This window comes from Sphingobium scionense (assembly GCF_014197035.1).
In the GTDB taxonomy this organism is placed as follows: domain Bacteria; phylum Pseudomonadota; class Alphaproteobacteria; order Sphingomonadales; family Sphingomonadaceae; genus Sphingobium; species Sphingobium scionense.
In genome coordinates this window covers 237,625-257,020 of the sequence record NZ_JACIEU010000006.1, presented here as the reverse complement: position 1 = coordinate 257,020, position 19,396 = coordinate 237,625, and the positions used below count along the sequence as shown (strand labels likewise).

24 protein-coding genes are annotated in these 19,396 nt (G+C 64.5%); 15 read left to right on the top strand and 9 right to left on the bottom strand.

Going from position 1 to position 19,396, the window contains the following annotated elements; genetic code table 11:
* On the bottom strand, positions 1-967 hold a 967-nt coding region (locus GGQ90_RS09325), incomplete at its 3' end, for a ParA family protein (RefSeq protein WP_223178174.1).
* Positions 968-1,127: 160 nt separating this feature from the next.
* On the opposite strand from GGQ90_RS09325, the gene GGQ90_RS09320 reads away from it, so the two are divergent.
* Positions 1,128-1,364 (top strand): type II toxin-antitoxin system ParD family antitoxin, encoded by a 237-nt coding sequence (locus GGQ90_RS09320; protein ID WP_188081886.1) that lies wholly within the window; start codon positions 1,128-1,130, stop codon positions 1,362-1,364.
* Positions 1,365-1,377: 13 nt separating this feature from the next.
* Entirely contained in the window at positions 1,378-1,668 is a 291-nt protein-coding gene (locus GGQ90_RS09315) for a type II toxin-antitoxin system RelE/ParE family toxin (RefSeq protein WP_188081885.1), read from the top strand.
* Positions 1,669-1,807: 139 nt separating this feature from the next.
* On the opposite strand, the gene GGQ90_RS09310 is transcribed toward GGQ90_RS09315, so the two are convergent.
* Positions 1,808-2,254 carry an NfeD family protein gene (locus tag GGQ90_RS09310; RefSeq protein WP_188081884.1) on the bottom strand — a complete coding sequence of 149 codons (447 nt, stop codon included), beginning with the start codon at positions 2,252-2,254 and terminating at the stop codon, positions 1,808-1,810.
* A gap of 389 nt (positions 2,255-2,643) precedes the next feature.
* Complete coding sequence (locus GGQ90_RS09305) at positions 2,644-3,615, bottom strand: SPFH domain-containing protein (protein ID WP_188081883.1); 972 nt, start codon at positions 3,613-3,615, stop codon at positions 2,644-2,646.
* A 77-nt stretch (positions 3,616-3,692) separates the two neighbouring features.
* Between GGQ90_RS09305 and GGQ90_RS09300 the strand changes: the two genes are divergently transcribed.
* Together GGQ90_RS09300 and GGQ90_RS09295 are read left to right on the top strand one after the other, a co-directional pair.
* Positions 3,693-4,508: an HpcH/HpaI aldolase/citrate lyase family protein gene (locus tag GGQ90_RS09300; protein ID WP_125987540.1), complete on the top strand. Its 816-nt coding sequence runs from the start codon at positions 3,693-3,695 to the stop codon at positions 4,506-4,508.
* Positions 4,509-4,525: 17 nt separating this feature from the next.
* On the top strand, positions 4,526-5,455 hold the full coding sequence (locus GGQ90_RS09295; RefSeq protein WP_188081882.1) for a lactate/malate family dehydrogenase: 930 nt from the start codon (positions 4,526-4,528) through the stop codon (positions 5,453-5,455).
* A 229-nt stretch (positions 5,456-5,684) separates the two neighbouring features.
* Here GGQ90_RS09295 and GGQ90_RS09290 read toward each other — a convergent pair whose 3' ends face one another.
* The 3 genes from GGQ90_RS09290 to ubiG form a co-directional block, all read right to left on the bottom strand.
* Positions 5,685-6,233 (bottom strand): hypothetical protein, encoded by a 549-nt coding sequence (locus tag GGQ90_RS09290; protein ID WP_223178173.1) that lies wholly within the window; start codon positions 6,231-6,233, stop codon positions 5,685-5,687.
* 260 nt (positions 6,234-6,493) lie between these two features.
* Positions 6,494-7,090 (bottom strand): YdeI/OmpD-associated family protein, encoded by a 597-nt coding sequence (locus GGQ90_RS09285; protein WP_188081880.1) that lies wholly within the window; start codon positions 7,088-7,090, stop codon positions 6,494-6,496.
* A gap of 56 nt (positions 7,091-7,146) precedes the next feature.
* A complete protein-coding gene (gene ubiG, locus GGQ90_RS09280; protein ID WP_188081879.1) occupies positions 7,147-7,881 on the bottom strand; it encodes a bifunctional 2-polyprenyl-6-hydroxyphenol methylase/3-demethylubiquinol 3-O-methyltransferase UbiG in 735 nt (244 codons plus the stop codon).
* A gap of 249 nt (positions 7,882-8,130) precedes the next feature.
* Between ubiG and GGQ90_RS09275 the strand changes: the two genes are divergently transcribed.
* From GGQ90_RS09275 to GGQ90_RS09260, 4 genes are all read left to right on the top strand, one after another.
* Positions 8,131-9,396: an aspartate kinase gene (locus GGQ90_RS09275; RefSeq protein ID WP_188081878.1), complete on the top strand. Its 1,266-nt coding sequence runs from the start codon at positions 8,131-8,133 to the stop codon at positions 9,394-9,396.
* Between the two features lie 305 nt (positions 9,397-9,701).
* Positions 9,702-10,715, top strand: a complete 1,014-nt coding sequence (locus GGQ90_RS09270; protein WP_188081877.1) for an NAD(P)H-dependent flavin oxidoreductase — start codon at positions 9,702-9,704, stop codon at positions 10,713-10,715.
* A gap of 84 nt (positions 10,716-10,799) precedes the next feature.
* Positions 10,800-11,558 (top strand): hypothetical protein, encoded by a 759-nt coding sequence (locus tag GGQ90_RS09265; protein ID WP_188081876.1) that lies wholly within the window; start codon positions 10,800-10,802, stop codon positions 11,556-11,558.
* 200 nt (positions 11,559-11,758) lie between these two features.
* On the top strand, positions 11,759-12,694 hold the full coding sequence (locus GGQ90_RS09260) for a hypothetical protein (protein WP_188081875.1): 936 nt from the start codon (positions 11,759-11,761) through the stop codon (positions 12,692-12,694).
* Positions 12,695-12,701: 7 nt separating this feature from the next.
* Here GGQ90_RS09260 and GGQ90_RS09255 read toward each other — a convergent pair whose 3' ends face one another.
* Positions 12,702-13,139, bottom strand: coding sequence for a winged helix-turn-helix transcriptional regulator (locus GGQ90_RS09255; RefSeq protein ID WP_097384233.1), 438 nt, complete (start codon positions 13,137-13,139; stop codon positions 12,702-12,704).
* Between the two features lie 174 nt (positions 13,140-13,313).
* Between GGQ90_RS09255 and GGQ90_RS09250 the strand changes: the two genes are divergently transcribed.
* Positions 13,314-14,054: an SDR family oxidoreductase gene (locus GGQ90_RS09250; protein WP_188081874.1), complete on the top strand. Its 741-nt coding sequence runs from the start codon at positions 13,314-13,316 to the stop codon at positions 14,052-14,054.
* Between the two features lie 129 nt (positions 14,055-14,183).
* Positions 14,184-14,504: a DMT family transporter gene (locus tag GGQ90_RS09245; protein WP_188081873.1), complete on the top strand. Its 321-nt coding sequence runs from the start codon at positions 14,184-14,186 to the stop codon at positions 14,502-14,504.
* On the opposite strand, the gene GGQ90_RS09240 is transcribed toward GGQ90_RS09245, so the two are convergent.
* A complete protein-coding gene (locus GGQ90_RS09240) occupies positions 14,476-15,171 on the bottom strand; it encodes a winged helix-turn-helix transcriptional regulator (RefSeq protein WP_188081872.1) in 696 nt (231 codons plus the stop codon). The genes GGQ90_RS09245 and GGQ90_RS09240 overlap by 29 nt on opposite strands.
* A 113-nt stretch (positions 15,172-15,284) precedes the next feature.
* Between GGQ90_RS09240 and GGQ90_RS09235 the strand changes: the two genes are divergently transcribed.
* The 5 genes from GGQ90_RS09235 to GGQ90_RS09215 are packed head-to-tail and all read left to right on the top strand — an operon-like array spanning position 15,285 to position 17,903.
* Positions 15,285-15,731: a VOC family protein gene (locus GGQ90_RS09235; protein WP_188081871.1), complete on the top strand. Its 447-nt coding sequence runs from the start codon at positions 15,285-15,287 to the stop codon at positions 15,729-15,731.
* A gap of 30 nt (positions 15,732-15,761) precedes the next feature.
* On the top strand, positions 15,762-16,124 hold the full coding sequence (locus tag GGQ90_RS09230) for a DUF1428 domain-containing protein (RefSeq protein ID WP_188081870.1): 363 nt from the start codon (positions 15,762-15,764) through the stop codon (positions 16,122-16,124).
* Positions 16,125-16,156: 32 nt separating this feature from the next.
* The gene (locus GGQ90_RS09225; RefSeq protein WP_188081869.1) at positions 16,157-16,948 is read left to right on the top strand and encodes a VOC family protein; all 792 of its coding nucleotides are present in this window, start codon (positions 16,157-16,159) and stop codon (positions 16,946-16,948) included.
* On the top strand, positions 16,948-17,439 hold the full coding sequence (locus tag GGQ90_RS09220; RefSeq protein ID WP_188081868.1) for a VOC family protein: 492 nt from the start codon (positions 16,948-16,950) through the stop codon (positions 17,437-17,439). Before GGQ90_RS09225 ends, GGQ90_RS09220 begins: the two co-directional genes overlap by 1 nt.
* Complete coding sequence (locus GGQ90_RS09215; RefSeq protein ID WP_188081867.1) at positions 17,436-17,903, top strand: SRPBCC domain-containing protein; 468 nt, start codon at positions 17,436-17,438, stop codon at positions 17,901-17,903. The genes GGQ90_RS09220 and GGQ90_RS09215 overlap by 4 nt, the downstream gene beginning before the upstream one ends.
* Here the strand turns inward: GGQ90_RS09215 and GGQ90_RS09210 are convergent.
* Positions 17,866-18,840: a hypothetical protein gene (locus GGQ90_RS09210; protein ID WP_188081866.1), complete on the bottom strand. Its 975-nt coding sequence runs from the start codon at positions 18,838-18,840 to the stop codon at positions 17,866-17,868. The two genes, GGQ90_RS09215 and GGQ90_RS09210, sit on opposite strands and share 38 nt — an antisense overlap.
* Between the last annotated feature and the right edge of the window lie 556 nt (positions 18,841-19,396).

Genomic DNA, 19,396 nt, shown 5'->3' with positions numbered 1-19,396 from the left:
GCGATCTTCCCCTTCGACGAAACGGCCCATGACCAAGTCTCCCGAGACGCCAGAAAACCCTATCATACAAAGGCGTTTTTACACAGCCTCGGTCGTATTCGCCCGCTGCGTAAGCATCAGAATCAAGCATTAAGCCGCATTTTTCGAGCGCAGGAATAAATATTTCAGCGACAGCAGACTCCAATTGGTCAATCCAGCTTTGAAATGCTTTAGACGGCGCGCCGGCACGGGGACGGTATTTCTGGACGACGTATCCAAGAAAGCGCGGATTGCTGTGAGGGAATGGATATTCCGCGTCGCGCAACGTATCGATCTGGGATGCTGACTCCGCCCATGCCTTCCATTTTGGAAGAACGCTTGTCAGTGATTTTATTGCCATCGTCGAGAAGTAATCTGGATGCATAGGTACCAGAAATAGATCACTAATTGTAAGAAGGTTTTGATTAACGGCGCCGAGGCTTGGGCTCATGTCGACAATAACAATGTCGATTCCGTAGGCATCGGCTGTTGTATCTATGAGATATCGGAGGGAGCCCGGCAGGTTTCTTAGCGTTACGAGCGACCCTGACAGTTCTTGGGCGATGCCTAGGGTGACTTCGTATTCGGCTAGGCCGATGTGTCCAGGCATCAGCCAAAGTCGATCGTTGCCGGGTACTTGGGGGCAATCGACTGGTTGGATAAGCGAAGGACGCGACTCAAACGCGGGAGCAAGTCCCTCTCGGATATTTAGCGGTCTGCCGTTTTTGGTACCTTGGATTGAATCCGCTGTCGCCAAATCTTCCAGTCCAAGAACCATGCCGGTCAAATTGCATTGCGGGTCACAATCTACAAGCAGTACATTCTTGCCTTGGCGTGCGATCATCCAACCAAGATTAAATGCGGTTGTCGTTTTGCTTACGCCGCCTTTGTGGTTAAACAGGCTAATAATGGTTGCCACATTTGTTCTCCATCCGGAATGATTGTTCATAGCGCCTGCGAGATGGTGCGCAACCCTGATACTCAAGGATTTTTTTCGTACTTTATCGGTGGATTAGATTCCGGTTTCGCAATCAGAAGTTGGCAGTTGCGTTGAACTGTAATATTTTTTGGTATATTCTCGCCTCGCTCTGCGACAGGAAGGTGCGGCGATGGCGCGCAACACATCGGTGACGATCGGCGATCATTTTACCCGCTTCATCAGCGATCAGGTGCAGACCGGTCGCTATGGATCGGCGAGCGATGTCGTGCGGGCGGGGCTGCGTCTGCTGGAAGAGCGTGAGGCGCAGGTGCAGGCGTTGCAGGCGGCGCTGATTGCCGGAGAGGAGTCGGGCGCAGCGACGCCGTTCGATTTCGAGGCGTTCAAGGCGGCCAAGCGCGGCTGCTGAGGCGAGCGGGGCGGTGAAGTGGCTGCTTTTTACGCCGGCGGCGCAGGCCGATCTGTCCGACATCTGGGATTATAGCGCGGCGACCTGGGGCGTGGATCAGGCCGATCTCTATATCGATGCGATACGCGATGTCTGTCTGGCATTGGCGGATGGGCGGCGGCCGGGGCTGCCGGTCGATGTGCGGCCCGGCTATCGCAAGGCGCCAGCGGGATCGCACATGATCTATTATCGCGACGGGGGCGATCATCTGGCCATTGTCCGTATCCTGCATGGGCGACAGGATACGGGGCGGCATCTGGCCTGAGGGAGCGGTCGCTCCGTTCGTTGTGGTGCGCGCGTGGCGCTACGATCGGGGGCGCGTGCCGAATGGATCCCGGATCAAGCCTGTCCTGAGCCTGTCGAAGGAGTCGGGATGACGGCGGTTCGGTGGGGCTGGCGTGGGGTCAGGTGCCCTCCACCCACAGCACCGTGCCTTCTGCGCCCGTCACGCGGACCCGCGCGCCCGCTTCGCTGTCCGGGCCGCGGGCGGTCCAGACGCTGTCGCCGACCTTGACCCGGCCTTCGCCGCCGCGGATCGGCTCTACGACTGTCACCAGTTCGCCGATCAGGCGGGCGGTGCGGTCGTTGAGATTGGGGTCGGTCGAGGGCACCGGATTGTCCACATACCAGCGCCGCCCGGCCCAGACTGAGGCGACCGAGAGCGCGGCGAAGATCAGCAGCTGGAGCGGAATGGTGATCGGCAGCGCCAGCGCGGCGAGGCCGGTGATGGCGGCGGCGATCGCGATCCAGATCAGGAAGACGCCGGGGATCAGCACCTCCGCAATCGCCAGCAGCGCGGCGAAGACCAGCCAGGCCCAATGATCCTGGAGCAGGGTGAGCCAGTCGTTCATGGGGTGGTCCTGTGGTTGGTGGGGTGGGGTGTTTTTGTGTCATCCCCGCGGAGGCGGGGATCCATCTCATGCGATTTCGGGCTTGAACCAAGGTGGGGAGATGGATTCCCGCTTTCGCGGGAATGACGGGAATGACGGGAATGACGGGAATGACGGGGATGGGTGGGGCCAAACACAATCCGTTCGGGCTGAGCTTGTCGAAGCCCTCGCCTGAGCGGAGCGAAGGCCTCACTTTGTTCGGCTGAGCCCTTCGACAAGCTCAGGGCAAACGGTTCCAGGAGGATGCGTAGCGCTGCCGGCTTCTCGACTTGGCTCGAAGCGAACGGAAGGTGGAGGACTGGGCCGCTCAAATTGGACCGGTTGCGCAGGGGCGCCATGGTCACCCCCCGTCAGCCCTGGGTCTGGCCGAACGGTCCCCGGCGTGGCGCGGCGGGTGGCGCTGGTGGGGTGGGGGTGTCGCCCAGCGCTTCCTTGGCGAGCTGGCCGATGCCGCCGAGCGTACCGATGAGCTGGGTCGCCTCGACCGGGAAGAGGATGGTCTTGGCATTGGGCGAGGTGGCGAACTGGCTGACCGCGTCGGTATATTTCTGGGCGATGAAGTAATTGAGCGCCTGCGGATTGCCGGCCGCGATCGCGTCCGACACCATCTGGGTCGCCTTGGCTTCGGCTTCGGCCTCGCGCTCGCGGGCCTCGGCATCGCGGAAGGCGGCTTCGCGGCGGCCTTCGGCTTCGAGGATCTGCGACTGTTTCTGGCCCTCGGCGCGCAGGATTTCGCTGCTCTTGAGGCCCTCGGCCTCCAGGATGTTGGCGCGCTTCTCGCGCTCCGCCTTCATCTGCCGGCCCATGGCGTTGACGATGTCGGCGGGCGGGCGGATGTCCTTGAGTTCCACGCGGGTGATCTTGATGCCCCAGGCGTTGGTGGCATGATCGACCACGGAAAGGAGGCGGGCGTTGATCTCGTCGCGCTTCGACAGGGTCTCGTCGAGGTCCATCGAGCCCATCACGGTGCGCAGATTGGTGGTGGCGAGCTGCATGATGGCGACATAGAGTTCGGACACTTCATAGGCGGCCTTGGCGGCGTCGAGCACCTGGAAGAAGACCACGCCGTCGACCGACACCATGGCATTGTCCTTGGTGATGATTTCCTGCCCCGGAATGTCGACGACCTGCTCCATCATGTTGATCTTGCGGCCGACGGCGTAGAAGAAGGCGGGGTAGAAATTGAGGCCGGGCTTCGCCACCTCGGTAAAGCGGCCGAAACGCTCGATGGTATATTGATAGCCCTGCCGCACCACCTTGACGCTGACCGCCAGGTAGAAGAGCACCAGAAATGTGACCGTGAGTGCGAAGGTCGTCACCATATGTCCTCCCCAGAGAAGGGGAGCACTATGGCGGTTCTTCGTTAACGGGAAAAGGCAAAGTGATGGAGAGACATGAGATGCAGTTGCGCCACGCCCGATCCCTGCTGTTCCTGCCCGCGTCCAATCCGCGCGCGGTGGCCAAGGCGCGCACGCTGGCGTGCGACATGGTGATCCTGGACCTGGAGGATGCGGTGCCCGACGCGGACAAGGCGGCGGCGCTGGACGCGGCGGTCGAGGCCGTGGGCGAGGGCTTTGGCGGGCGGCTGATGGCGGTGCGGATCAATGTCGAGGGGATGCCGTCGCATGGCCCCGAGATGGTGGCGCTGAAGCGCACCGCGGTCGACTATGTGGTGCTGCCCAAGGTCGAGAATGCCAAGCAGGTGAAGGACGTCTATTCCGTCGCGCAGAAGCCGGTGATCGCGATGATCGAGAGCGCGAAGGGCGTGCTGGCGGCGCCGGGAATCGCGGCGGGCGAGGGCTGTGCCGCTTTGTTCGTGGGCACCAATGATCTGCGCAAGGATCTGGCCATTCCGCCCTCGGCCGGGCGGGCGGGGCTGGCCCATGTGCTGCAGAGCGTGGTGCTGGCGGCGCGGGCGGCGGGGATCGCGGTGTTCGACGGCGTGTTCAACCGGCTGGACGACGAGGCGGGGCTGGAGGCGGAATGCGCCGAGGGCCATGGCTTCGGCTTTGACGGCAAGACGCTGATCCATCCGGGGCAGGTGCCGGTGGCGAACCAGGCGTTCGGCCCGGACGCGCAGGCCGTGGCGGACGCGCGCCGGCTGATCGAGGCGGCGACCGGCGGGGCCGAACGCTTCGAGGGACGGATGATCGAGGCGATGCATGTCGAGGAGGCGCGGGCGCTGGTGGCGCGGGCGGAGGCGGTCGGGCAATAGCAGGAGGCGACAAAGGCATGGCGGTGCGGTTCGACAAGGTTGCGATCATCGGGACCGGTCATGTCGGTGCCACGGCCGCCTATGCGATGATGCTGCGCGGGCTGTTCACGCAGATCATGCTGATCGATGCGGACGGGCTGCGCGCGCAGGCCGAGGCGCTGGACATCGCCGACGCCAATGCGCTGGCGCGGCCGGCCCATGTCCTGCGCGGCGACTATCGGGATGCGGGCGACGCGGCGATCGTGGTCATCACGGCGGGCGCGACCACCCATGGCGAGGAAAGCCGGCTGTCGGTTGCCGGGCGCAGCGCCGCGATCGTGGCGGACTGTGCGCGGCGGGTGGTGGAAGCGGGCTTTGGCGGGGTGATGATCGTCGCGTCCAACCCGGTCGACGCGATGGCGCAGGTGGCGCAGCGCGCGTCGGACCTGCCGGTGGGGCAGGTGATCGGCACCGGGACGCTGCTCGACAGTGCGCGCTTTCGCCGGCGGCTGGCCGACCGGCTGGGCGTGGCGCCGGTGTCGGTCGAGGGGCAGGTGCTGGGCGAACATGGCGACAGCGAGGTGGCGGTCTTTTCGGGCGTGCGGATCGGCGGGGTGACGCTGGACCAGTTTCGCGGCGGCGCGGTTCTGGACCGGGCGGAACTGGCGCATGAGACGATGCGGGCGGGCTATGCGATCAACTATGGCAAGGGCCATACAAGCTATGGCGTGGCGACGGCGATCGTGCGGTTGTGCGAGGCGGTGCGGCGCGACGAGCAGGTGGTGCTGCCGGTGTCGACGCTGGCCCATGGCGAATGCGGCGTGGCGGGCGTCTATTTGAGCCTGCCCTGCGTGATCGGGGCGCAGGGGGTGAGCCGGGTGCTGGTGCCGGACCTGGATGCGGAGGAACGGGCGGCGCTGCTGGCGTCGGCAGCGGTGTTGCAGGGCATCATGGACGGGCTTGATTAGGCGATCCGGGAAAATGGGCGCGTTGGTTCATATCGGGCGTCTGTGGCGGGCTTGTGCTTCTTGGTCCATCATCCGCGCGGAGGCTGGAGGCGCTGCCCTGACATTCCATTGGATTAGGCCTTGGGAGATGGATTCCCGCTTTCGCGGGAATGACGAGGAAGGGTGGGAAGCGGAAGGTAGCTCTCGGATGAGAAGATCGATTAGTTGACATCAGTCGAACGACAAGCAGCTAGTCAAATCCGGGCACGACGGCGATGGTCACGCACTTGCAAGCAGGTGCTAATCCTGGGAAAGTCCACTCACCGTTGATGAGCATCCCCTTAGTAAGCAGGAATGTCTGCCGGTTAGCCGCGCTGTGAGCCGCGTCAATTTTACGTTCCTCAGGACTGGGAGGATTGGCCGACCAACACGGGGAGCCTGAATATCCCCATTTGCCTTCTGTGATTCCACTGTCCCGCATACGCTGCACATTCATAAGTGCGGTCGAACGATTGAGCAGATAGCGCGATATATAGCTGGCCCGGCTCTTTGAAACGCCAAGGTTCGTTAGCGCATTAAAAAGATGTGCCGCGTCGCGTCCTCGCTGTGCTGCCATAACCGCAGCCTCGAACACACTCTGCACTTCTCCGACAGGCAAATCCTCAAATTCTTGGACGCGCTCCCACAGATCGGCACGGATCGTCATAGTGACGTGTGAGGCATCGAATTTGACGGTTGGGATTGATGGGCGAGGTGCTTCCGGCCCATTACCCTTTTTCAAGAAGAACCCAAATACCATGCCCGCCTTAAACGACATCCGATAGATGTCTGCAATGCAGCGATGGCGGATTGCGAAGGAATGACCAAAATTGGTCGTTAGCCGCTGTACCCACATCCGTCATGCCGGGCTTGACCCGGCATCCCGCTTTTCTATGCAACAGATAAAGAAGCGGGACCCCGGCTCAAGGCCGGGGTGACGATGGCCGCTTCTGGTCCTCAGCGGACGAGGTCGGACAGGATCATTGCTTCGCTGCGCGCGGGGATGGAAGCGGTTGGCGGTCATTTCTTCTCATATTTCCAGTTGCGGCCCTTGCCCTGAGCGATCCAGTCGACGGCCTGGGCGATGCGCTTGTCGCGGGTGGCGTCGGTCCTGGCCTCATTGACCCACTCGCAATAGTCGCGGATCTTGCCGGGCGGAAAGGCGGCCCAGACGGCGGTAGCGGCCGGGCTGGCGGCGAGGGCGGCCGCAAAGGTCGGATGGACGGGCAGAGGCAGCTTTGGCGACTTGGGGCCGGTGCGCGGGCGGTCGCCGGCGTCGATCAGGGCGATGGCCTGCGCGATCAGCGTGGCGATCTCTTCGTCGGAGGGGAGGTCGGCGCGGGTGGTGATGCGGCCGAACTGGCCCATGGCGTCGTCACTGGCATCGTCCCTGCCAACCTTGTCATGCCAGAAGCCGAAGGCGGCATGGCCCTTGAAAGCGGCCATGTTGGCGAGATTCTGGTCCTTGTAAGTGAAGAAGGGCATGCCCCATTTGACCGCTTCGCCCATGTCCGGCGACGCAGCGTGCATCAGCGCCCGAATATGGGTGAGGATGGGGCGGGCGAAATCGGCCTGGGCGGCGATATAGGCGTCGATCCTGTCGGGAGCGTCGGTCATGTCCCAATCTCCTGATGGCAGTGGGGTGCCTGATCGTTGCGAAAGCCCGTCCCGTTTCAGTCCTTGTGCCGCGCCGTCAGCAGATAGTTGATCGCTTTGTTGGCCGACAGGGTGAAGCCGCGCGCCGGATCGAAGGCGAGACCGCTGCTGTCGGTGACTTCGAGGCCCGCGTCTTCGAGCAGGGCGGTCAGTTCATCGGGGGTGATGAACTTGGCCCAGTCATGCGTGCCCTTGGGAATGCCGCCGATGCTTTCGCCGATGGTGATCATGGCGAGGCGCGACATCGGCGTGCGGTTGGGGGTGGACAGGATCATCAGGCCATCGGGCGCGAGCCTGGCCGCGAGGGCGCGGACGAAGGCGGCGGGATCGGCGACATGTTCGATCACTTCCATCGAGGTGACGAGGTCATAGCCGCTGTCGCCGACCTGCTCGACCGGGGTGGCACGATAGTCGATGGAAAGGCCCTGGCCCTGCGCATGGGCGACAGCGACGGCGATATTTTCCGGCGCGGCGTCGAGGCCGGTGACGCTGGCGCCGAGGCGGGCGAGCGGTTCGGCCAGCAGGCCGGCACCGCAGCCGACATCGAGCGCGCGCTTGCCGCTGAGCGGGCGGAAGCCATGATCGTCGCTGTCCCAGTGCCGGTCGATCGCGGCGCGGATATAGGCGAGGCGGACCGGGTTCAGCTTGTGCAGCATCGCGCTCGACCCCTTGGGATCCCACCAGTCGGCGGCCATGGTGCCGAAATGGGCAGCTTCCTTCGGGTCGATCGTCGCGGTCGTCTCAGTCATCATGCACCTTGGGTCTTGCTGGGTGGGGAAGCACCCGTGCGGCCGTTCTAGCAGCGGGCGGCGGGAAGGCCAATGTGCCATGCTGCCATAGCTATGTCTTTGAAGGCGGGGCATGGTGCGGGAAATGGACCGCTGCTGCGGCGGGCGGTGAGGCAGGATTGCTTGCCATATCCGCCGCGGCTGCTAATAGGAGCGCCGTTTTGGCCCTTTGGGACATTTTGTTTCACAAACAGGAATAGGTTCGACAAGCAAATGGCGCGCATCGTGATGAAATTCGGCGGCACCTCCATGGCGGGGATGGAGCGAATTCGCAACGTGGCGGCACGCGTCAAACATGTCGTGGACCAGGGCCATGAAGTGGCGGTCGTGGTGTCGGCCATGGCGGGCGAGACCGATCGCCTGGTCGGCTTCTGCAAGGAAGCATCGGCCCTTTACGACCCGGCCGAATATGATGTCGTCGTGGCGGCGGGCGAGCAGGTCACCAGCGGCCTGCTGGCGATGACGCTGAAGGCGATCGGCGTGGACGCGCGCAGCTGGCTGGGCTGGCAATTGCCGATCCGCACGATCGAGGCCCATGCCAAGGCGCGCATCAGCACGATCGAGACCGACGCGCTGGTTGCGGCGATGCAGTCCGGGCAGGTCGCCGTCATCCCCGGTTTCCAGGGCATGATGGACGATGGCCGGGTGTCGACGCTGGGCCGTGGCGGTTCGGACACGTCGGCGGTCGCGGTGGCCGCGGCGGTCAAGGCCGATCGCTGCGACATCTATACCGACGTCGACGGCGTCTACACCACCGACCCGCGCATCGTGGCGCGCGCCCGCAAGCTGGACCTCGTCACCTATGAGGAAATGCTGGAGCTGGCCTCGGTCGGCGCCAAGGTGCTGCAGACTCGCTCGGTCGGCCTCGCCATGAAGGAAGGCGTGGTCGTGCAGGTGCTCTCTTCCTTCGATGATCCCACCCAGGACGACCTCCCCGGCACGCTGATCGTGAGCGACGAGGAACTGGAAGCCAAGCTCAAGGAAAGCAAGATGGAACGTCAGCTCATCACCGGCATCGCCCATGACAAGAATGAGGCGAAGATCATCGTCACCCGCGTGCCCGACAAGCCGGGCGCGGTGGCCAGCATCTTCACCCCGCTGGCCGATGCGGCGATCAACGTCGACATGATCATCCAGAATGACAGCAAGGACAATGAGGAGACCGACGTCACCTTCACCGTCCCGCGCGCGGACCTCGCCCGCAGCGTCGACATACTGGAAGCGAACAAGGACGCGATCGGCTTCCGCCGGATCATCACCGACACCGAAGTCGCCAAGATCAGCGTCGTGGGCGTGGGCATGCGCAGCCATGCCGGCGTCGCCGCCACCATGTTCAAGACGCTGGCCGAACGCGGCATCAACATCGAGGCGATTTCCACCAGCGAGATCAAGGTTTCGGTGCTGATCGACGAGGACGAGACCGAACTGGCGGTGCGCGTGCTGCATACCGCCTATGGCCTCGACGCCCCGGCGGCTTGATCGCTATTTGGCTGAGGCCGGCCTGCAAATGTTGAAACGAGTCACGTGCCTCGTTTCAACTTTCTCCGCTTCCGGTGCTCACGTGCTTTAAGCACGCTGCGTCGGGCCGAGGCACGTGACTCGGCCCGAGGTTCTCGAAAGGCACCATTTTCGGCTCGGCCTGAGCCAAATATCGATCAAGCCGAGTTGCTCTTTACTTTCGGTGTTATCCCCGCAAAGGCGGATTGCAGAAAGTCAGGTGACTCTCTTTACCATCCCCGGACATCGCGTTCGGGGATGCTTTTTGATTCTTGAAGGCTGAACTTATGACCACTGCCAAACTCGCTTCCCTGATGGCCCGCGGCACCGAATTTCTCGGCTGCGAGACGGCGATCCTGTGCGGGGCGATGAGCTGGGTCAGCGAGCGGCACCTGGTATCGGCGATCTCGAACGCCGGCGGTTTCGGCGTGATCGCCTGTGGCGCGATGACGCCCGAATTGCTGGACGCGGAGATTGCGGCGACCAAGGCGCTGACTGCCAAGCCGTTCGGCGTGAACCTGATCACCATGCATCCGCAGCTGTTCGACCTGATCGCGGTGTGCGCCAGGCATGACGTGAGCCATGTGGTGCTGGCCGGTGGCCTGCCGCCCAAGGGCAGCATCGAGGCGATCAAGGCTAATGGCGCCAAGCTGATCTGTTTCGCGCCCGCGCTGGCGCTGGCGAAGAAGCTGGTGCGATCGGGCGTCGACGCGCTGGTGGTCGAGGGCATGGAGGCAGGCGGCCATATCGGCCCGGTCGCGACCAGCGTGCTGGCGCAGGAAATCCTGCCCGAAATGGCGGAGCAGGTTCCGGTGTTCGTCGCCGGCGGCATCGGCCGGGGCGAGGCGATCGCCGCCTATCTGGAAATGGGCGCGGCCGGCGTGCAACTGGGTACGCGCTTTGCCTGTGCGAGCGAGAGCATCGCCCATCCCGCGTTCAAGAAGGCCTTCTTCCGCGCGTCGGCGCGCGATGCCATTGCCAGCGTGCAGATCGACCCGCGCCTGCCGGTGATCCCGGTGCGCTCGCTCAAGAATGCGGGCATGGAGAATTTCACCGCCAAGCAGCGCGAGGTCGCCAACCTGCTGGATCAGGGCGCGGTCGACATGATGGAAGCGCAGTTGCAGATCGAGCATTTCTGGGCCGGTGCGCTGCGCCGTGCGGTGATCGACGGCGATGTCGAGGGCGGGTCGCTGATGGCGGGCCAGTCGGTCGGCATGGTGACCAAGGAAGAGCCCGTCGCCGACATCATCGCCGAACTGATGGTGCAGGCCGCCACGGCGCTGGAGCGTCGCGCGGCCTGATCCCTGCGCCTGAAAAACAGGCTTTATCGGCTTTTAACCAATATCGGGCATGGTTTGCGGCATCAGATTTGCCGGAGACCGTCCATGCGTGCCTCGATCCGTCGCCTGCTATTGTGCCCGCTCACCGGGATTGCGCTGCTGTCGGGCTGCGCGGGGCAGAAGGAGGTGGCGGTTGCGCCGCCGCCAGTGCCCGTGCAGGCACAGCCCGTGCCGCAGCCGCTGCCGCCGCTGGGGGCGACGGCCAATATGCAGATACCGTCGATCGGGGTCGATGGTCAGCGCGTGACGCCCAACCGCGACCTGAGCGGGCCGGCGACGCTGTGGCATATGCGCATGGCGCTGAATGTGGCGGCCCTGTCCTGCCAGGGGAGCGGCGACGCGGCGCGGCTGCAATATAACCAGTTACTGGCTCGGCACAGGGCCGCGCTGACGCGGGCCAATGCGCAGGTCGAGGGGGAATATAAGGCGCAGTTCGGCGGGGCGGCGATCCCGCAGCGCGAGCGGCTGAATACCGTGGTCTATAATTTCTTCGCGCTCCCGCCGGTTCAGGCGGCCTTCTGCGCAGAGGCGGTGCGCGTGGGCGCGACCGTCAACAGCCTGCCGGCGGACCAGTTGCTGGCCTATGCGCCGGCTGGGCTGGCAGCGCTGGAAAAGCCGTTCACCGATTTCTATGATGCCTATGCCCGCTATCAGAGCAATCTGGCGGCCTGGCGTTCGGGGCGGGCGCTGGCGATGGCGCCGGTGGTGCTGGAGGTGCGGCTGAGCCGGGCGGACCTGATCGCCGATGATGGGGTCATCGCACCGAAGGGGACGCTGCCCCGCCTGCTGGCGCGGGCCGACTGAGAAAAATCGGCTTTTCCGCCCTTTTTCGCCGTCGCCGGCTTGCTGCGTTGCAACCAATTGGGATAGCGGGCTTTTAACAGCAGCCGGGCGGGTGTTCAGTCGTGAACCAGGGGCGGGGTCGTTGCCGGCCGCGCATTAAGCATATTTCCTCCGGTGGAAATGCCCGGCATGTTTGCCGGGCCAGGTCGTCGGAGTAGTTGATGTTTCTGCCACGTTCCCTGTCTTCCCGCCTGTCGCTGCTCGCCCTGATGGCGCTTGCGGCCTGTGCGACGCCGGTGAAGCAGGTGCCGCCCACGCCGCCGCCGGCAGTGGTGCCGACGGTCATGCCGACCCCGCCACGCTATTCCGCGCCCGACATGGTGCCGCCGGACAAGGACGAGGCCGGGAAGTTCATTACCCCCAATCGCGATTCCCAGGGCGACCAGGCGCTGTGGCATGTGCGCATGGGGCTGAACGTTGCGGCACTGGCCTGTACCGAGACCAATGGCCAGACGCGCATATTGTATAACCAGATGCTGAGCGTGCATGGCGCGTCGCTGAAGCGGGCGAACGACACGCTGGAGGCCAGCTATCAGCAGCGTTACGGCAGCAGCGCGATCCGCATGCGCGAGGTGCTCAATACGCTGGTCTATAATTTCTTCGCCCTGCCGCCGGCCCAGAAGGCCTTTTGCCAGAAGGCTGTGGCGACGATGACGATCATCAACGGGCTGACGCCCGAGGCGCTGGCCGCCTATGCGCCCAAGGCGCTGGATGAGCTGGAGCAGCCCTTCCGCGATTTCTGGGCGGAATATGAGGATTATCTGCGGCGGCTGGAGGAGTGGCGCAAGCGCTTCGGCGCGACGGTGAAGCTGGTCGGCCCGGTCGGCGGCGATGATCTGAACGACCATGAACCGCCGGCGCCGACCGCGCCCGCGCCGATGGGGCAGGTGCCGGCCACGCCGATGCAGCGGCCGTCGGACATGATCCTGCCCGATGCGCCGGCTTCCGTGCCCGCGCCTGCTGCTCCGGCCCAGTCTGCTCCGGCCCCGTCTGTTCCGGCAACGCCGAGCGCGCCGCCGCCGGTGGTGCCGACCCAGCCGCAGGTGCAGGCGCCCAGATTGCCGTTGCAGCCGGTTCCCGCGCCGCCCGAAACCTGATCGCCGGTCAGGCGTCGCGCGCGTCGAAGCGGGCGCGGGCATCCTCGACCGTGGCGAGATTGCGTTCGGCCCAGACCCATACGCCGCAGAAGGCGGCGCTGAGGCTGTTGCCGAGCGGGGTGAGGGCATAGTCGACGCGCGGCGGCACGACCGGATGGACGGTGCGGGTGAGCAGACCGTCGCGCTCCATCTGGCGCAGCGTCTGGGTCAGCATCTTCTGGCTGATCCCCTCGACCGCGCGGCCGACCTCGGTAAAGCGCAGCGTGCCGCGCTCCTCCAGCAATTCCAGGATCAGCATCGTCCATTTGTCGGCGACCCGGCCGATCAGTTCATTGACGAGTCGCTCCACCCGCGGATCGAGTTCGGTCGGCGGATCATGGTCGAGATACTGCTCGGCCGCCGCTATTTCGGCGGTGGCGAAGCGGGATTCCAGAGGATTTGCCATTTCTTACCTTTGGGTGCCTATGGCACTTTTTGGTGCCTTCTTTCCAAAAGAGAGTGTGGGATTAAATTGATCGGCAAGCAACTGGAGCATGCTCCAGTTTTTTGTAACGCATCGCTCAGCGTAAAACCGGTTCCCACTTTTACGCGCGATGCTTCGGTCAAAGGAGCTTTCCTCATGAAAAATTCCGGCAATACCATCCTCATCACCGGCGGCGGTTCCGGCATCGGCGCGGCGCTGGCCCATGAATTCCACGCAGCGGGCAACCAGGTCATCATCGCCGGACGGCGGCAGGCGGCGCTCGATGAGGTCGTCGCAGCCCACCCCGGCATGGCGTCGATGGTGATCGACATGGAAAATCCGGCGGCGATCCCGGCCTTCGCGGAAAAGCTGGTCGCCGATTTCCCGGCGCTCGACGCGGTGCTGCTCAATGCCGGGATCATGGTGGCGGAGGATCAGATCGACCTCGCCATCGCCGAGGCGACGGTCGCCACCAATCTGCTCGGACCTATCCGCCTGACCCATGCACTGCTGCCGCACCTGCTGGCCCAGCCGAGCGCGACGATCCTGACCGTGTCGTCGGGCCTGGCCTTCGTCCCGCTGGCGGCGACGCCGACTTACAGCGCGACCAAGGCGGCGATCCATGGCTGGTCGCTGGCGATGCGCGAGCAGCTCAAGGGCACCAGCGTCGATGTGGTGGAGATCGTCCCGCCGGGCGTGCAGACCGACCTGATGCCCGGCCATGCCGACAATCCGCAGATGATGCCGCTCGCCGATTTCATCAGCGAGACGATGGGCCTGTTGCGGCAGGAGCCGACCCCGGCCGAAATCCATGTCGAGCGGGTCAAGTTCCTGAGCGAGGCGACCAGGCGCGGCGAGTTCGACCAGGTGTTCGGGATGCTGAACGGGGCGCATTGACGCCCGCAAAGCTTGCCTCCTGCATGGGGGAGGACTATCTGGGCTTCGTCAAGCGAGGCCACGTCCTCCCCCCGCGATGCGGGTTTCAAGTCCGGGACGGCCCGGCGCCCCTCTTGAAGGAGCGCCATCATGGCCTGGATTGCCCTGTTTTTTGCCGGATTGCTGGAAATCGTCTGGGCCTTTGCGATGAAGCAGTCGCATGGCTTTACCCGGCTGGTGCCGAGCCTCATCACCCTCATCGCGATGATCGCCAGTTTCGGCCTGTTGTCGATGGCGATGCGCAGCCTGCCGCTGGGCACCGCCTATATGATCTGGACCGGGATTGGCGCGCTGGGCGCCTTTGCCGTCGGTGTCGCCTTTTTGGGTGAGGCGATCAGCCCGGCGCGGCTGGCGGCGGCGGCGCTGATCCTGTCGGGCCTTGTCATGATGAAGCTGGCGTCGCCGGGCTGACCGTCGAGGGCGCTTTGGGCGGCAGGGGGAAGAGGCGGACGAACTGTTCCGCCAGTGCCCGGTCGCCCTCCACCTGCAGGGCCGGCGCCATCGCGGCGAAGGACTGGCCACCATAGACGATGGCAGCGAGCGCATTCTGGTCGCCGGTAAAGATCACATCCGCCCCGGCTGCTTCGCCCCGGCCGATGGTGAAATCGCCATCATGGAGCGTGGCGCGAAATGCCTCCTCGCCGAAGCGGAAGCCGATGGCCGCATCCAGATCGCCGATCGCGGCCCGGTCGATCATCGTGCGCATCGACATCACCACCGACACCTGGCTCATCGGCATGCCCGGCTGCATCGTGGGCGATCGGCAGGCCCAGCGGCCCAGCACCATGAACAATATTTCCGACTCGCGGCCCCATTCGGTCAGCTCGTAAATCTGGCTGGCGGCGGGCGGGGGCAGGCGGCGGCGGACAAGGATGCTGGCCGCTTCCAGTTCCTCCAGCCGCTGGGTCAGCACATTGGCGCTGATTCCGGGCAGGCTGGCGCGCAGGTCGGTGAAGCGCTTGGGACCGAGCAGCAATTCCCGCATGATCGGCATCGCCCAGCGATCGCCGATCAGATCGAGCGCATGGGCGGTGGCACAGCCATCCTGATAGGCGCGTTTGCGCGGGTTGGGACTCATTGGTTATCTTTTCTAACTTGTCTGTTGCATAATATAATCTTCGGGCGCACAAAGTTCAAGTCGGCGACTCAAGCCAGGGTGCGAGCCGCCATGAAAGCATGAGGAGAGAGACGATGGCCGATGCACCCGCGCCGAAGATGATCTTCGTCAACCTGCCCGTCACCGATCTGTCCGCCGCGATCGCCTTTTATGAAGCGGTCGGCGCCGTGCGGAACAATGATTTTGCCGATGACAGCGCGCAGATGATCAGTTTTTCCGAGACGATCCACGCGATGCTGCTGACCCATGCGCGGTTCGCCGGCTTTACCCCGCGCAAGATCCCCAATGCCCATGAAACCGCACAGGTTCTGCTGTGTTTGAGCGAGACGAGCCGGGACGCGGTGGACGCGACGGTGGACAGGGCGCTGGCGGCGGGCGGGACCGAGCCGAACCCCAAGCAGGATCATGGCTTCATGTATGGCCGCAACTTTGCCGATCTGGACGGCCATATCTGGGAAGTGATGTGGATGGATGTCGCCGCCGCGATGGCCGCGAGCCAGGGAGAAACTGCCGACGCCTGATGTCGACGACCTTGCACAAGGAGAGAGACGATGAGCTATATGGACGGGTTCGTGATCCCGGTGCCCAAGGGTAACAGGGAACGATATCGGGAATTGGCGGCCTTTGCCGCGCCGATCTTCATCGAATATGGCGCGCTGCGCGTGGTCGAATGCTGGGGCAACGATATCAAGCCCGGCAAGGTCAATGATTTCCGCACCGCCGTGATTGCGCAGGAGGATGAGGAGGTCGTCTTCTCCTGGATCGAATGGCCCGACAAGGCGACCCGCGATGCCGGCGCCGAAAAGGTGATGAAGGATGAACGCATGCAGCCCAAGGAGGGCGAGGACATGCCCTTCATTGGCGCGCGGCTGATCTATGGCGGGTTCGAGGTGCTGGTCGACGAAAGCGCCTGACCTTTCCCAATATCGCATTCCGGAGAAAGACGATGACCGACTTTAGCGGCAAATTCTTCTGGTATGAACTGATGACCAGCGATCCCGCGGCGGCGCTGGCTTTCTATGGCGATGTCGTCGGCTGGACGGCCCAGCCGTTCGGCCCCGATGGCGATTATAATGTCGTCAGCGGCAGCGCCGGGCCGCTGGGCGGGGTGATGGCGATCCCGGCCGAGGCGAAGGATTGCGGCATGACGCCCTGGTGGGGCGGCTATGTCGGGTCGGCCGATGTCGATGCGGATGCCGAACGGCTGAGCGCGGCCGGCGGCAGCGTGAAGCGGCCGCCCGAGGATATTCCGGGCGTCGGCCGCTTTGCGGTGATGGCCGATCCGGGCGGCGCGGTGTTCATGCTGCTCAAGGGATCGAGCCCCGAGGGGATGGATGCGCCGCCGCCGATGGCGCCGGGCCATGTCGGCTGGCACGAGCTATATGCCGGCGATTTCGACAAGGATCTGGCCTTCTATACCGGGGCGCTGGGTTGGACCAAGGGCGAGGCCATGGATATGGGCGAGATGGGCAGCTATCAGCTTGTCTCGCAGACCGGCTCGACGGACTTTGACGGCATGACCGGTGGCATCATGCCGGTGCCGCCGATGATGCCGGTGCCGCTATGGCTGTTCTATTTCACCGTCGGCGACATTGACGCGGCGGTCGCGCGGGTGAGCGCGGGTGGCGGCAGCGTGCTGCAGGGGCCGATGGAGGTGCCGGGCGGCGCCTGGATCATCCAGGCGACCGATCCGCAGGGCGCGATGTTCGCGCTGGTCGGCAGCAAGGGAGAGGGGTGATGGACAAGATTTCCCCCTGCCTGTGGTTCGACGGCCAGGCCGAGGAAGCTGCGCATTATTATGTTTCGCTGTTCGGCGGGTCGGTCGACCATGTGAGCTATTATCCCGAGGTCAATCCGTCGCCTTCGCCGCTGCCGGGCGGGAGCGTGCTGCTGGTCGAGTTCAGCCTGTTCGGGCAAAGCTATCAGGCGCTGAACGGCGGGCCGCAATTCAGCTTTGACGAGGCGATATCGCTGTCGGTGGCGTGCGCGGACCAGGCCGAGTTGGATGGCTATTTCGACCGGCTGACCGGTGATGGCGGCACGGCCGGCCCGTGCGGCTGGGTGACCGACAAATATGGCCTCTCCTGGCAGCTGGTTACGCGCCAGATCATGGACAATTATCATACCGGCGACCGGGCCGGCATTGCCCGCATGATGCAGTCGATGATGACGATGCAGAAGCTGGACAGCGCCGCGATGCATGCGGCGTTCCTGGGAGAGGCGGCATGAGCGGGGCGGAGCATGAATTGTCGGTCACCTGCCTGATCGAGGCGCCGCGCGAGATCTGCTGGAAGGTGTGGACGGACCTGAAGGATGAATGGTTCTGTCCCAAGCCCTGGCGCGCCGAGGTGATCGAGGAGGATATGCGCCCCGGTGGCCGCAGTGCGGTGCAGATGTTCGGTCCCGATGGCGAGGAAACCGGGCCGATGGAGGGCATTTTCCTGGAGGTGGTGCCGAACCAGCGGGTGGTGACGACCGATGCCTATGCCGCCGGCTGGATACCGCAGAGCCCGTTCATGACCGCGATCTGGGAATTTACGGCGGAGGGCGATGGCACCCGCTTCACCGCGACCGCCCGCCACTGGGACGCGGAGGCCAAGGCGCGGCATGAGGAAATGGGCTTCCATCCCGGCTGGGACGAGATGATGGCCCAGTTCAAGGCGTTGTGCGAGACGTCGGCCGCGAGCGCCTGAGCGGATCGCCGGCGGGCTGGTCGGGCACCAATATTTCCGCCGGGTCCATTTTCGACATGGCGATGGCGGCGCGCATGAAGAGCAGGGCGGGCTTGAGCGAGCTGTCGTCGCTGTCCTGCGCCGCAAGCTGGAGGGCGCGGGCGAAGAGATCGGGCCAGCGGTCGATCACGACGCCCTGGCCACGCAGGATGAGCGCGGTGGCGCTCCAGTGGCGCTGGAGCAGGGCGATCATCTGCGCATAGTCGGGATCATCGCCGACACAGGCATCGGTCATCTCGCGGAAGAGCGGGCCGAGCAGCAGTTGCGGCTTGCCATCGCCCACGCCCGCCCAGAGCGAGCCGGGATATTCCGCGAGCAGGCCATTGAGCGCATCGCCGAAATAGCGCAGCCGCCCGTCATGGGTCGCGACCTCGATCAACGGGGCGGCGGTGCCTTCCTGCTCGGCGCGATGGCGCAGCAGCATCTGGCAGGCGAAACCGGCCAGGGCGCCCAGCGTCTCTTCGACCGAACGGGTGCGCGGCGGACGGACGCGGTCGAGCAGGCGGCGGGCGAGCGCCTCGTCGGGATCGAGCAGGGCGGGAATGCCCTGTCGCGTGCGATCGACGCGGTGCAGGCCGCGCGTGGCGTGGCGGACCCAGAGGAAGAAGGTGATGCTGAACAGCGCGAAGCTGGCCGCCATCGCGCCGAGCAGCGGCAGGGCGTAGGCGTTGCGGACAGGTGGCAGGAACAGCGCGAGCAGGCAGAGCATCGGCAGCAGGGCGAACGGTAGCAGGCGCGCGACGCCGCGGCGCAGGCGCTGCGCGGTGGCCATGTCGGGGATGGCATATTGGCCGCCGATCAGGCCGAACGGCATGAACAGCGGGCGGCCGTCCGCGCCATGGCCGAAGGCGCTGTCGAGGAAGCTGGCAGCGAGAAAAAGGGCGGTGGGGCGGCGCATGGCAAGGGTCCGGCAGGGAGGAATGCGGGCGCGCCGCGGCGGCAGCCTGACGGGGAAGCTGTTACCGGAATATGAGGGAATGGGCTGAAGGGGGTGTTTACCCTTCGATGTGACTTCGCGATTTCACCGGTGGCGTAAATCAGGCGCTATTCTTTGGTTCTGCGCCGCTGGGGCAAATTCGGACGGTCTGGAAGCGACCAAGAGCGGCTGGTTCCAATTCCTCCCCAAGCTTGTCTTGGGGAGGCGTCAGGCGCGTAGCGCCTGACGGAGGGGCAATAGCAAAAGCACAATTCTCTGGCCCCTCCACCGCCTTTGGCGGTCCCCCTCCCCAAGCAAGCTTGGGGAGGATTTCCGGACAGTCCGCTTCCCACCTAACTCCGTCACCCCAGCGGAGGCTGGGGTCTCAGGCGGTGAGACAAGAAGGTCAGCCGTCTTGCGCTATCCGTTTATGTCGCGTGCGCCTGCCTGAGATGCCAGCCTTCACTGGGCCACCTTTGTTGTAATTCGCTACGGATAGCTATCTGAGTTGAGGATGCATCACGGCGTTGAAGGTTGG